Annotated in this window: 11 protein-coding genes and 1 pseudogene; 1 reads left to right on the top strand and 11 read right to left on the bottom strand. The window is 70.2% G+C overall.

Translation table 11 applies throughout. The annotated features are described in order from the left end of the window. A pseudogene (locus AX669_RS07700) lies at window positions 1-462 on the top strand (M18 family aminopeptidase); the annotation flags it as partial. 136 nt (window positions 463-598) lie between these two features. Here AX669_RS07700 and malQ read toward each other — a convergent pair. The 11 genes from malQ to pdxT all read right to left on the bottom strand — a co-directional run bounded on the left by malQ (window position 599) and on the right by pdxT (window position 13,228). After that, window positions 599-2,842: a 4-alpha-glucanotransferase gene (malQ, locus tag AX669_RS07695; protein ID WP_062257634.1), complete on the bottom strand. Its 2,244-nt coding sequence runs from the start codon at window positions 2,840-2,842 to the stop codon at window positions 599-601. A gap of 86 nt (window positions 2,843-2,928) precedes the next feature. Further along, window positions 2,929-5,283, bottom strand: a complete 2,355-nt coding sequence (locus tag AX669_RS07690; protein WP_062257632.1) for a bifunctional (p)ppGpp synthetase/guanosine-3',5'-bis(diphosphate) 3'-pyrophosphohydrolase — start codon at window positions 5,281-5,283, stop codon at window positions 2,929-2,931. A 24-nt stretch (window positions 5,284-5,307) separates the two neighbouring features. Next, window positions 5,308-5,838, bottom strand: a complete 531-nt coding sequence (locus AX669_RS07685) for an adenine phosphoribosyltransferase (RefSeq protein WP_038567957.1) — start codon at window positions 5,836-5,838, stop codon at window positions 5,308-5,310. A gap of 10 nt (window positions 5,839-5,848) precedes the next feature. Next, the gene (secF, locus tag AX669_RS07680) at window positions 5,849-6,976 is read right to left on the bottom strand and encodes a protein translocase subunit SecF (RefSeq protein ID WP_062257630.1); all 1,128 of its coding nucleotides are present in this window, start codon (window positions 6,974-6,976) and stop codon (window positions 5,849-5,851) included. Then, the gene (secD, locus tag AX669_RS07675; RefSeq protein ID WP_062257628.1) at window positions 6,976-8,829 is read right to left on the bottom strand and encodes a protein translocase subunit SecD; all 1,854 of its coding nucleotides are present in this window, start codon (window positions 8,827-8,829) and stop codon (window positions 6,976-6,978) included. The genes secF and secD overlap by 1 nt, the downstream gene beginning before the upstream one ends. Continuing rightward, window positions 8,826-9,131 carry a preprotein translocase subunit YajC gene (yajC, locus tag AX669_RS07670; RefSeq protein WP_006944834.1) on the bottom strand — a complete coding sequence of 102 codons (306 nt, stop codon included), beginning with the start codon at window positions 9,129-9,131 and terminating at the stop codon, window positions 8,826-8,828. Before yajC ends, secD begins: the two co-directional genes overlap by 4 nt. An 84-nt stretch (window positions 9,132-9,215) precedes the next feature. After that, window positions 9,216-10,310, bottom strand: coding sequence for a Holliday junction branch migration DNA helicase RuvB (gene ruvB / locus AX669_RS07665; RefSeq protein WP_006944831.1), 1,095 nt, complete (start codon window positions 10,308-10,310; stop codon window positions 9,216-9,218). Further along, on the bottom strand, window positions 10,307-10,912 hold the full coding sequence (ruvA, locus tag AX669_RS07660; RefSeq protein WP_062257627.1) for a Holliday junction branch migration protein RuvA: 606 nt from the start codon (window positions 10,910-10,912) through the stop codon (window positions 10,307-10,309). Before ruvA ends, ruvB begins: the two co-directional genes overlap by 4 nt. Then, on the bottom strand, window positions 10,909-11,568 hold the full coding sequence (gene ruvC, locus AX669_RS07655) for a crossover junction endodeoxyribonuclease RuvC (RefSeq protein WP_062257625.1): 660 nt from the start codon (window positions 11,566-11,568) through the stop codon (window positions 10,909-10,911). Before ruvC ends, ruvA begins: the two co-directional genes overlap by 4 nt. A 132-nt stretch (window positions 11,569-11,700) precedes the next feature. Then, window positions 11,701-12,474 (bottom strand): YebC/PmpR family DNA-binding transcriptional regulator, encoded by a 774-nt coding sequence (locus AX669_RS07650; RefSeq protein WP_038570805.1) that lies wholly within the window; start codon window positions 12,472-12,474, stop codon window positions 11,701-11,703. Between the two features lie 136 nt (window positions 12,475-12,610). Next, window positions 12,611-13,228 (bottom strand): pyridoxal 5'-phosphate synthase glutaminase subunit PdxT, encoded by a 618-nt coding sequence (gene pdxT, locus AX669_RS07645; protein ID WP_062257623.1) that lies wholly within the window; start codon window positions 13,226-13,228, stop codon window positions 12,611-12,613. Between the last annotated feature and the right edge of the window lie 8 nt (window positions 13,229-13,236).

Here is a 13,236-nt window from a genome sequence, read left to right as displayed (position 1 = left end):
CTGCCGACGATCTTCGAACGCATCATCTCGACGCTCGGCGGCGGGCGTGACGACGTGCACCGCGCGATGGCGCACACCGTCATCGCCTCGGGCGACATGGCGCACGCGACGCACCCGAACTACGCCGATCGTCACGAACCTGCGCACCACATCGCGATGAACGGCGGGCCGGTGCTGAAGATCAACACGAACCTGCGCTACGCGACGGATTCGGTCGGCGCCGCCCACTTCGCCGCCGCGTGTCGGGAGGCGGGCGTGCCGATGCAGGAGTTCGTCGTGCGCTCTGACCTGCCGTGCGGCTCGACCGTCGGGCCGATGACGGCGGCGCTCACCGGCGCGACGACCGTCGACTTCGGCGCCCCGACACTGTCGATGCACTCGGCGCGCGAACTCGTCGGCGCCACCGACCAGGCGATGTACGGCGCGGCCCTCGCAGCGTTCCTCGCTCCGGGGCGTGACTGACGGGTCGGCGCCTGGCGCGCACGGCCGCTGAGGTTGCGCAAAGGTCCCCAGCTCGAGCCACATCGCCCGAGAACGCGTCAGCCGTGACCCGTTCTCGGGCGATGTTCGTGCGGTGACGCCGTACACCGCCGTGAGGTCAACCCTGGGCGGCGTGCTCGTTCAGCCCGGCGAAGATGCCGCACAAGCGCGCGGCGCGCTCGCTCGTGAAGACGTCCTCGAGCCGGATCGGCTCACCGTCGGGGCCGGACAGCGGTACACGCCAGTTCGGGTACTCGTCGGCCGTGCCGGGCTGGTTCTGCACGCGCACGTCGCCGACGGCGTCGACGAGCGCGACGTTGAGCATCCGTGACGGCGTCGTGACGAGGAACGCGTGCAGTGACTCTACGACCTGTTCGTTCGGCGCGTCGGCGTCATCGAGCAGGCCCTGAGCGACGAGAAACTCGCGCCACCGCCGGCGGTCCGCCTCGTCTCGCGCCAACTCGTCCTCGAGCGAGCCGTCGAGCAGCCCCAGCTCGTGACGCAGCCGCACGTGCGCGGCGTCGAGATAGCCGGCCGTCGGCGGCAGGTCATGCGTCGTCACCGACGCGAGGCACTTCTCGCGCCAATCCTCGGGTGGCAGCGGACGCTGCGCATCCCAGTCCTGTTCGAACCACAGGATCGACGTGCCGTACACGCCGCGCTCGGCGAGGAACGTCTGCACCCACGCCTCGAGCGTGCCGAGATCCTCCCCGACGACGAGCGCACCCGCGCGCTGCGCCTCGAGGACGAGGATGCCGATCATCGCCTCGTGGTCGTACGTCACGTACGTGCCGTCCTTCGGCGTCATGCTCTCCGGCACCCACCACAGGCGGAACAGCCCGAGAATGTGGTCGATGCGCACCCCACCGGCGTGGCGCAGGACGGTGCCGACGATCTCGCGGAACGGCGCGTAAGCCGTCTCGGCGAGACGATCCGGGCGCAGTGGTGGCTGCCCCCAGTCCTGCCCGAGCTGGGTGAACTGATCCGGCGGAGCACCGACGTGGATGCCCGCCGCGAACGCGTCCTGCAGGGCCCAGGCGTCCGCGCCCGCGGGGTCGACGCCGACGGCGAGGTCGTGGACGACGCCGAGCGCCATGCCCGCGGCGACGGCGTCCGACCGCACGCCGCGCAGCTGCTCGTCGAGGCACCACTGCAACCAGCGGTGGAAGTCGACCTCGTCGGCGTGCTCGGCGCCGAACCGCGCGACGGCGGGCGCCGTCGCGTCCTGATAATCGTGCGGCCAGGTTCGCCAGTCGGGCCCGAAGGTGCGGAACAGCACGCACCATGTCGCGAAACGGGTGAGCTGCTCGCCGCCGGCGCGGCAGTAGGCGTCGAACGCGGCCTGACGCCCCGGCGTGCGCCCGATCTGCCACAGGACTCGCAACGCCTGCTCCTTCGCCCCCCACGCAGCGTCGCGGTCGATGCGGTCGACGTCGTCGAGGCGCGCGTGGACATCCCGCGCCAGGTCGTCGATGACCCCGCGGACGTCGGCGGACGCGCTCGCGTACTCCTCGACGTGCTCGACCCGCAGGTAGAGCGGGTTGACGAAGCGACGCGACGTCGGCAGGTACGGCGACGGCTCCATCGGCGCGCTCGGTTGTGCCGCGTGCAGCGGATTGACGAGGACGTAGTCGGCGCCGTGCTCGGCCGCCGACCACACGGCGAGGTCGCGCAGATCAACGAGGTCGCCCACACCCCATGACCCCTGTGAACGCACCGAATACAGTTGCGTCGCCAGGCCCCACACGCGCTTGTCGCGCATCGTCGCCGGCACCTCGAGCACCCGCGGGGTGACGATGAGGCTTGCGCGCGCACCCGCGGCCCTCGTGTCGTGCCCGTCGCCGGCCTCGGTGGACGGGCGATCCTCGCCGTCGACGCGCGTGTCGTCACTGTCGCCGTCGCCCGCAGCAAGGCCAACAGGCGACACGATGACGGTGTGGTACCCCAGCGGCAGGTCGCCGTCCACGCGCGCGACATGCCGTTCGACGACGCGTCCGTCGACCTCGCGGGTCTCCTGCGCGCGCGACGACACCGTCACCGAGACATGCGTCCCGACCTCGGTGACGACGTGCACGGCCACCTGGTCGCACTCAACGACGTGCACCGGGAACTCGACATCGTCGCCCTCGCGCACGACGACGCACGGCGGCACGACGCGGCGCCACGGTGCGTCCCGACGCGTCTGCAACGCCGAGCGCACGGCGTCGGGCGTCGAAGCGTCGACGTCGAGCGCCGCCAGGACGGCCACGAGCGTGTCAGCCGCGACGCTGACGCGGGCCTTCTTCCAGTCCTCGTACTCGGTCGTGATGCCGTACGCCTCGGCGAGTTCGACGAGGTCGGGCGTGGCTGCGGAGTCGGTCACGGCGGGCGTCCGTTCGTGCGGGGGCAGGTCGCCGTCAGCCTATCGCTGGGCGCCGACACACCGTCGGCACCGTCAGCGGCTGCGGTTCACTCGTCCTCGTCGACCGCCGGAGACGCGGCGGGCTTCACCTGCTCCGGCGTCGTGCGATGGTCGGCGCGCGCGCCGGTGCCGGTGATGCGGTAGACGTCGAACACGCCACTGACCTTGCGCACCGCGCGCATGACGTGGTCGAGGTGGCTCGCATCGCCCATCTCGAACGTGAACTTGCTGATGGCGACGCGGTTGGCCTGCGTCGACAGGTTCGCCGACAGGATGTTGACGTGCTGGTCGCTCAGCGCGCGCGTGATGTCGGAGAGCAACCCGCTGCGATCGAGCGCCTCGACCTGCAGCTGCACGAGGAACACGCTCGCCTGTCCGGGCGCCCACGCGACGTCGATGAGCCGCTCGGGCTGGCGACGCAGGTTCTCGATGTTCGTGCAGTCCTCGCGATGCACGGACACGCCCGAGCCCGTCGTGACGAACCCGACGATGTCGTCGCCCGGCACCGGTGTGCAGCAGCGCGCGAGCTTGACCCACACGTCGTCGGTGCCGACGACGGTGACGCCCGGATCGCCCGCACGTGAGCGCGGCGCGGTGCGCGGCGTCGTCGCCTCCGCCATGTCCTCCGTGGCTGCTTCCTCACCGCCGTGCGCCTTGACGAGGGCACGCATGACGGCTTCGGTCGAGACGTGCCCGTCACCGATCGCGGCGTACAGGGCGTCGATGTCGGCGTGGTTCATCCGCGTCGCGACCTCGGTCAACGACTCGTGCGACATGAGGCGCTGCAGGGGCAGACCCTGCTTGCGCAGTGTCTTCGCGAGGGAATCCTTGCCCTTCTCGATGGCCTCCTCGCGGCGTTCCTTCGTGAACCATTGCTTGATCTTGCTCTTGGCACGCGGCGACTTGACGAACGTCAGCCAGTCGCGACTCGGCCCGGCGCCGTCCGCCTTCGAGGTGAGCACCTCGACCGAGTCGCCCGTGACGAGCGTCGTCTCGAGTGGCGCGAGACGCCCGTTGACGCGCGCGCCGATGCAGTGGTGGCCGACCTCGGTGTGCACGGCGTACGCGAAGTCGACGGGCGTCGACCCGGACGGCAACCCGATGACGCCGCCCTTCGGCGTGAAGACGTAGATCTCGCGGCTGCCGACCTCGAAGCGCAACGACTCGAGGAACTCGCCCGGATCCCCCGTCTCGCGCTGCCACTCGAGCAGCTGACGCAGCCACGCCATGTCGTTCGTGCCCGTCGCCGGCGAGGCGCTGACCGTGCCGTCGGCGCTCGTCGCGCCCTTCTTCGCGTCGTCCTTGTACTTCCAGTGCGCGGCGACGCCGTACTCGGCGCGACGGTGCATGTCGTAGGTGCGGATCTGGATCTCGACGGGTTTGCCGCCGGGGCCGATGACCGTCGTGTGCAACGACTGGTACATGTTGAACTTCGGCATCGCGATGTAGTCCTTGAACCGCCCCTGGACGGGCGTCCACCGCGTGTGCAGCGTGCCGAGCACGGCGTAGCAGTCGCGCACCGACTCGACGAGGACGCGCACGGCGACGAGGTCGTAGATGTCCTCGAAGTCGCGGCCGCGCACGATCATCTTCTGGTACACGGAGTAGTAGTGCTTGGGCCGGCCCGTCACCTCACCGGCGATGCGCGCGGCCCTTAGATCGGCCGACACCTGCTCCTTGACGGTGCGCAGGTACGACTCGCGCGCCGGTGAGCGGTCGGCGACGAGGCGGACGATCTCGTCGTAGACCTTGGGATAGAGCGTCGCGAACGACAGATCCTCCAGCTCCCACTTGATCGTGTTCATGCCGAGCCGGTGCGCGAGCGGCGCGTAGATCTCGAGCGTCTCCGTCGCCTTGCGCTGGGCGGACTCGGCGGAGACGTACCGCCACGTGCGCGCGTTGTGCAGGCGGTCGGCGAGCTTGATGACGAGCACGCGGATGTCCTGTGCCATCGCGACGACCATCTTGCGCACCGTCTCAGCCTGCGCGGCGTCGCCGTACGTCACCTTGTCGAGCTTCGTCACACCGTCGACGAGACGCGCGATCTCGGGCCCGAAGTCGTCGGTGAGCTGCTCCAGCGAGTAGTCGGTGTCCTCGACCGTGTCGTGCAGGAGGGCCGCGGCGAGCGTCGGCGGGGTCATGCCGAGCTCGGCGAGGATGGTCGCGACGGCGAGCGGGTGGGTGATGTACGGGTCGCCGCTCTTGCGCACCTGATGACGGTGGCAGCGCTCCGCCACCTCGTAGGCGCGCTCGATCAGCGCGGTGTCGGCCTTCGGGTGCGTCTCACGCACCGTGCGCAGCAGCGGGTCGAGCACGCGGTTCAAGCCCGGACGCGGGCCCCCGAAGCGGACGAGACGGGCGCGCACGCGCGAGGTCGCGTTGGAACCGGACTGCTCAGCCATGCGCCGATCGTAGTGCCCCTGGCGTCAGTTGACGACGAGGCCCGTGTGGAGCTCCCACCGATCAAGCCGTTCGCGGCCGGGCAGGAAGGCCAGTTCGACGAGCACGTCGAGGCACGCCACACGCCCGCCGACCTTCTCGATCAGCTCGCACGCAGCCACGGCCGTGCCCCCGGTCGCGAGCACGTCGTCGACGACGAGGACGTTCGCACCGGGCGTCACCGCGTCCGTCTGCACCTCGATCGTCGCCGAGCCGTACTCGAGGTCGTAGGAGGCGGAGACGACGTCACCGGGCAGCTTGCCCTTCTTGCGGATCGGCACGAAACCGACGCCCATGCGCTGCGCCAGCGGCGCGCCGATGATGAACCCGCGCGCCTCGACGCCCGCGACGACGTCGACGCCGTCATGACGCTCGGCCAGCAGGTCGAGCACCTGCCCGAACGCCGCCGGGTCGGCGAACAGGGGCGTCAGATCCTTGAAGACGACACCGGGGCTCGGGAAGTCGGCGATATCACGCGTGTGGCGGGCGACGACGTCGGCGATGCGCTGCTCGATCATCGCGGCGGCCTCAGTCGTCACGCTTGGCAGCGGGGTGGATGCCGCGCGTGCGCGCCGTCTGCGACGCGCCACCGCCCTGGGAAGGGGCCGGCGCCGTCACGACGCCCGAGGCGGACGCCGCGGTGGCGTGCTCGTCGTCGGTCGTGGCACGCGACTGGTAGCTCTCGGCTCGACGCGCGAGCTCCTGGACGCCCTTCTCGCGGCGGCGCAGGTCCGTCAGGGCCGGCGTCGCGATGAAGATCGACGAGAAGGTGCCCACGGCGATACCGATGAACAGGGCGACGGCGATGTCGAGCAGCGTGCTCGGGCCGATGAACAGCGCGCCGACGACGAGGATGGCCGAGATCGGCAGCAACGCCACGACGGAGGTGTTGATGGAGCGCACGAGCGTCTGGTTGACCGCGTAGTTCGCGGCCTGGTCGAAGCTGCGGCGGCCGGTCGCGAACGCCTCGCTCGTGTTCTCGCGCACCTTGTCGAACACGACGACGGTGTCGTAGATCGAGTAGCCGAGGATCGTGAGGAAGCCGATCATCGTCGCCGGCGTCACCTCGAGCCCGGTGAGGGCGTAGATGCCGACCGTGAAGAACAGGTCGTGCAGCAGGGCGATGAGCGCGGCCGCGGCCATCGTCCAGGTGCGGAAGTACAACGCGAGCAGGACGGAGACGAACGCGAGGAAGACGAACAGCGCGACGATCGCCTTGTGCGTCACCGTCTCACCCCACGAGGGGCCGATGAATGAGGACGTGACGTTGCTCGGCGACACGCCGAACTCCTTCGCGAGGGACGTCTTGACGGCGTCCGTCGCGTCGGCGGTGCCGTTGCCGAGCTTCTCGCTCTGCACGCGGATCGTGTCGGAGCCGAGCTTCGTCACGACGATGTCGGCGTTCGAGCCGGTCGCCGACTGGACGGCCTTCTCGGCGCGCGTGTCGTAGTCGTGCGTGCTCGAGACGCCGGGCACGCGCAGTTCCGAGCCACCGGTGAACTCGAGGCCGAAGTTGAGCCCCCGCCCGAACAGACCGACGGCGGCGAGCGCGAGCAGCAGCGCCGTCAGGGCGTACCAGCGCTTGCGCTTGCCGATGAAGTCGATCTGGCGGCGACCGGTGAACAGGTCGTTGCCGAATGTTGCGAGGCTGGCCATCAGGCTGTCTCCTCCTGTGCGGCGGCGCGGCGGCGGTCGGCGATCGTCACGCGACCGCGGCCCGCGTATGCGGCCTGACGGGCGCCCAGACGCGCGGGGTCGAGACCGGAGGCGGGGTGGCCGCCACCGAAGAACTTCGTGCGGGCGAGCAGGGCCAGCACCGGGTGGGTGAAGAACATGACGACGACGATGTCGATGATCGTCGTGAGACCGAGGGTGAACGCGAACGCCTTGACGGTGCTCTCCGACAGCACGTAGAGCACGGCGGCGGCGAGGAAGTTCACCGCGTCCGAGATGATGATGGTGCGCTTCGCGCGCGTCCATCCCGTCTCGACGGCGGCCCGCAATGGCCGTCCGGCGCGCACTTCGTCTCTGACGCGTTCGAAGTACACGATGAACGAGTCGGCCGTGATGCCGATGGCGACGATGAGGCCGGTGACACCCGCCATCGACAGGCGGAAGTTGTTGAGCGAGCCGAGCAGCGTGACGGCGAGGTAGGTCATCGCCGCGGCGACGAGCAGGCTCGCGACGGTGACGAGGCCGAGCGCGCGGTACTGGATGAGCGAGTACAGCACGACGAGGCCGGAGCCGATGGCTCCCGCGATGAGACCCTTCGTCAGCTGGTCGGAGCCGAGCTGGGGGCTGACCTGGTCGGAGGTGAGTTCCTTGAAGGACATCGGCAGCGCACCGAACTTCAGCGAGTCTGCGAGCAGCTTGCCGCTCGACTCGGTGAAGCCACCGGTGATCTTCGCCTGACCGTCCGTCAGCGGGGCCTGCACGGTCGGCGCCGAGATCGACTGACCGTCGACGACGATGGCGAAGCGGTTGCGCGGCTGCTCGAGCGGGGCGACGCGACGCGTCACGTTCGCCAGGGCCGTCTTGCCCGAGCCGTTGAGCGACAGGTTGACCGCGACCTCGCCGGTCTGGTTGCCCTGCTGGTTCGTGTCGAGGCCGCTGCTCGCGTCCGTCAGCTGCGAACCCTTGATCTCGACCGGGCCGAGGAGCAGCTTCTCGTTGCCCTCCTTCGCGCACATGACGGTCGGCTTGTTGTCAGGGGCGGCCGCGGCCACCTCCTGGTAGGCCGGGGTGCAGGCGTAGAGCTGCAGCAGCTGGTTGTACGTCGTCGACGGGGTCGCGATACCGGCCTTGACCCAGACCGAGTCGACCTTCTCGTTTCCCCACGCCGGGTCGCTCGCGTTGGCCGGGCCGGCGGTCTTGAATGCGGCCGGCAGTCGGTCCTTCGAACTGGACGACGGTGACGACGAGGCCGAGCTCGACGCAGAACCCGAAGCGGAGGCCGATGAAGACGGTGACGCGGACGCCGAGCCGGGGGCGCCGTTCTTGGCGGCGTTCGAGGGGTTGACGACCTCGGGCAGGCGATACGGCGAGGTACCCGTCGTGCTGCCCTGCGCGGCGGCGATGACTGCGCGGAAGTTGAGCTGCGAGCTGCGCGAGAGCGAGTCGAGCACCTGCTGGCTGGGGTTTCCGGGGATGGAGACGACGATGTCCTTCTCCCCCAGCGTCGTCACCTCCGCCTCGGACGTGCCGGTGGCGTCGACGCGGTTGCGGATGATGTCGACGGCTTGCTTGACCTGGCTCGAGTTGACGCTCTTGCCGCCTGTGACGACCGGTTCGAGGACGACGGTGCGCCCACCTTCGAGGTCGAGCCCCAGCTTCGGTGTCCAATGTCCCGTCGCAGCGATGCCACCGACGAGGACGAGGAACAGGGCGAGAAGCACGGCCAAGCCACGCTTGGGGTTGGTGTGCTTCGGCTTCTTGCGCGCCGCGGGGCGGTTCGAATCGACCGCATAACGGTTCTCGTCGGCGCGCTCGGCGCCTGCGGGCGTGCTCATCGACCCTTCTCCATCTCGTCGGGGGCTGCGGGCAGCAGGGCCCGACGATCGAACCTCACCACGGTGCCGGGGGCGATCTCGAGGTGTCCACTGACGTCGTCGAGTTCGCGCAGCGTGCCGAACAGCCCACTCGTCGTGCGCACCTCGTCACCGACGCGAAGCGCGGCCTGCGCGCGCATCGTCGCCTGGGAGCGCCGACGCTGCGTGAAGAACATCAGCGCGAGCAGGAGGAAGGGCAGCAGCACGAGCAGGATCGGGAAGCCCGAGCTTCCCGCCTGCGACTCGGCGACCAGGTACGGCATGTGGGTCCTCACGTCAGATCTCGAAGCGCCTCGCGCGCTCTCACCGGTGCGCGGTGCGCGGACTCGAGCGGTGGCCGCACCACCCTACCCGGTGAAACGTCCGCCCCCGTCGTCGGTGTCGCGCTGAAATGTCTCGGTGAAGTGCCCGTCCGGCGGGCGCAGCCCGAGGTGCGTCCACGCCCGCGGTGACGCGGCGCGCCCACGCGGCGTGCGGATCATGTAGCCCTCGCGCACGAGATACGGCTCGGCCACCGTCTCGACCGTGTCGGGTTCTTCACCGACAGCGACGGCCAACGTCGACAGCCCGACCGGCCCACCCCCGAAGCGTCGGCACAGGGCTTCGAGCACCGCGCGGTCGAGGCGATCGAGGCCGTCGTCGTCGACGTCGAACAGCTCGAGCGCGGCACGCGCGGACGTCAGGTCGACGACGTGGCGCCCGTGCACCTGCGCGTAGTCACGCACCCGGCGCAGCAGCCGGTTGGCGATGCGCGGCGTGCCGCGGGAGCGGCCGGCGATCTCGGTGATGCCCTCACGCGTCGCGGGTACGCCGAGCAGGTCGGCGTTGCGGGCGAGGATGTCGGCGAGGTCGGCCGCGTCGTAGTAGTCGAGATGGCCGGTGAAGCCGAAGCGGTCGCGCAGTGGCGCCGGCAGCAGACCGGCGCGCGTCGTCGCACCGACGACGGTGAAGCGCGGCAGTTCGAGGGGGATCGCGGTGGCCCCTGGGCCCTTGCCGACGATGACGTCGACCCGGAAGTCCTCCATCGCGAGGTAGAGCATCTCCTCCGCGGGGCGGGCCATGCGGTGGATCTCGTCGAGGAAGAGCACCTCCCCCTCGTTGAGCGAGCTCAGGATGGCGGCCAGGTCACCGGCGTGCTGGATGGCAGGGCCGCTCGTGATGCGGATGGGCGCCTCGAGCTCACTCGCGACGATCATCGCAAGCGACGTCTTGCCCAGACCGGGCGGGCCGGAGAACAGGATGTGGTCGGGCGGCGTCGCTCGGCGCCGGGCCGCCTCGATGACGAGGCTCAACTGCTCGCGCACGCGTGGCTGCCCGGGGAAATCGGCCAGCTTCTTCGGCCGCAGGGCCGCTTCGAGCTGCTGCTCGTCCTCGGTGCCGTTGGGGTCGACGAGGCGCGGCGAGACGTCGGCGCTGTGGTCCTCGAAGTGGGACGGGCTCATCGGCCCAGCTCGCGCAGCGCCAGCCGGAGCACGGTGGGCGTGTTCGCGCCCTCGGCCTCAGGACGGGCAGCCACCTTGGCGACGGCGTCCTCGGCCTGTTTGGCGCTCCAGCCGAGCCCGATGAGCGCCTCGGCGACCTGGTCGTCACCCGCAGTGGCCGGGACGACGGCCTGGGGCGCCGCCTCCCCGCCGCCACCACTGACGGAGACGACCTTGTCCCGCAGTTCGAGGACGATGCGCTCGGCACCCTTCTTGCCGATGCCGGGCACCTTCGTCAGCGCCCTGACGTCGCCGCCCGCGATCGCGGTGGCGAGCTGCTGCGGCGGGTGCACGGCGAGCATCGCGAGGGCGAGACGCGGCCCCACGCCACTGACCGTCTGGACCTGCTCGAACAGGGCCCGTTCGTCGTCGTCGGCGAAGCCGAAGAGTGTCAGCGAATCCTCACGCACGACCAGGGACGTCGCGAGGCGCGTCGACTCCCCCGGGCGTGCCGCGGCGGCGGTTGCCGGCGTCGTGTGGACGAGCAGACCCACGCCACCGACCTCGACGACGACGCTGTCGAGACGGGCGGTGAGCACCTCACCGGTGAGGCTGGCGATCATGGGCGAACTCCCCTGTTGGCGGGTCGAGTGGCAGGCGCGCTCTGGGACGCGGCGCCGAGGGCGTCACGGTATGTCTTGCTGGCCGAGCGGGAACGTCGAGCCGCGGCAGCCGCAGCCTGCCGGTACGCGACGGCGGCCGGCGCTGCCGACGCTCCGTCAGCGCTCGCACCCCGGCGTGCCAACCCGCCACCGCGCCAGTGATGACAGATGGCGAGGGCGAGCGCGTCGGCGGCGTCGGCCGGTCTGGGAGCGACCTCGAGGCCGAGGATGCGCGTCACCATCGTCGTCACCTGCGCCTTGTCGGCGCGCCCGTTACCCGTCACCGCCGCCTTGACCTCCGAGGGCGTGTGCAGCCCGAGCGGCAGGCCGCGTTCAGCCGCGGCGAGCATCGGGACGGCCGACGCCTGCGCGGTGCCCATGATCGTCGAGACGTCGTGGCGCGCGAACATCCGCTCGACGGCGACCGCATCGGGTTGGGTGCGCTCGAACACGGCGTCCAGTTCGACGCGCAACTCGTGGAGGCGTTCGTGCAACGGCAGGTCTGCCGAGGTACGGATGACCCCCACCGTCACGATCTGCAACGTCGAGCCCTGGCCCGTCGCGACGACGCCCACGCCGCAGCGCGTCAGACCGGGGTCGACAGCGAGCACCCGCACGTCACACCTCCGGCCTCGACGGGTGCGAACGACGCACCCGATAGAACACTTGTTCGCATCCACCGTACCCGATACACGCGACGGCCGTGCCCCGCGGGGCACGGCCGTCGATCACTCACGGAACGACCGGGATCAGTCCTCGGCGTCCAGCTCGGCGAGAACCTCATCAGAGACCTGGCCGTTGGCGAAGACGTTCTGCACGTCGTCCGAGTCCTCGAGGGCCTCGATGACGCGGAACATCTTCTTCGCGCCGTCCTTGTCGAGCGGCACCTCCATCGACGGCACGAACGACGCCTCGGCCGAGTCGTAGTCGATGCCGGCGGCCTGCAGCGCCTCACGCACGCCGACGAAGTCACCCGCCTCGGACACGATCTCGAAAGATTCGCCGAGGTCGTTGACATCCTCCGCGCCCGCTTCGAGCACGATCTCGAGCAGGGCGTCCTCCGTCGTGTCGGGCTTGTCGCCCTGCGCCTTCGGGACGATGACGATGCCCTTGCGGTTGAACAGGTAGGCGACCGAACCGGAGTCCGCCATCGAGCCACCGTTCTTCTGCAACGCGGTGCGGACCTCGGCGACGGCGCGGTTCTTGTTGTCCGTCAGGCACTCGATGAGCAGCGCGACGCCACCGGGCGCGTAGCCCTCGTACGTGAGGGCCTGGTACTCGGCGCCACCGGCCTCGGCGCCCGAGCCGCGCTTGACGGCGCGGTCGATGTTGTCGTTGGGCACCGACGACTTCTTCGCCTTCTGGATGGCGTCGTACAGCGTCGGGTTGCCCGTCGGGTCACCGCCGCCGGAGCGGGCAGCAACCTCGATGTTCTTGATCAGCTTCGCGAACAGCTTGCCGCGCTTGGCGTCGATCGCAGCCTTCTTGTGCTTCGTCGTCGCCCACTTGGAGTGACCGCTCATGTCTGCCTCTCGGATGCTCGTGCTGCCGTGCTCGAACACGCCCGATGCGGGGCGCGGGGCGAACGCGACGGCAGATGGGCGCGCTCGCTCGGATCGCGGGCCAGTCTAGCGCCGTCGCGAGCCGCGGCCCCAGTCGTCATCCGCGAGCGTGCCCGACCATGCGCACGAACAGGGCGTGGACGCGCACGTCGTTCGTCACCTCCGGGTGGAACGACGTGGCGAGCAGATTGCCCTGACGCACGGCGACGACGGCCTCACCGCCCGTCGGCAGCGCGACGCTGGAGAGCACCTCGACGCCGGCGTCGACCTCCTCGACCCAGGGCGCGCGGATGAACACCGCCCGCACCGGGCCGCCGTCCACGCCGTCGACGGTGACGTCCGCCTCGAACGAGGCGACCTGACGACCGAACGCGTTGCGCCGCACCGTGACGTCGAGCCCGCCGAGCGTCTGCTGACCCGCCGCCCCGTCGAGGATCCGATCGGCGAGCAGGATCATGCCGGCGCACGAGCCGTAGGCCGGCATCCCCGCGGCGATGCGTTCGCGCAGCGGTTCGAGGAGGTCTCCCTGAGCGATGAGGCGCATCATGACCGTCGACTCCCCGCCGGGGATGACGAGTGCGTCGACGTTCGCAAGATCCGCGGCACGACGAACGCGCACGGCATGCGCGCCGACGTCCTCCAGCATGCGGACGTGCTCGACGACGTCGCCCTGCACCGCGAGCACCCCGATGACGATCCGTGGCGTTGATTCCATGCCCGCGA

The sequence above is a fragment of the Dermacoccus sp. CCH2-D9 genome (genome assembly GCF_001556795.1).
Classification (GTDB): domain Bacteria; phylum Actinomycetota; class Actinomycetes; order Actinomycetales; family Dermatophilaceae; genus Dermacoccus; species Dermacoccus nishinomiyaensis.
The sequence above is the reverse complement of the archived record's forward strand: the minus strand, read 5'-3'. Positions and strand labels throughout refer to the sequence as shown.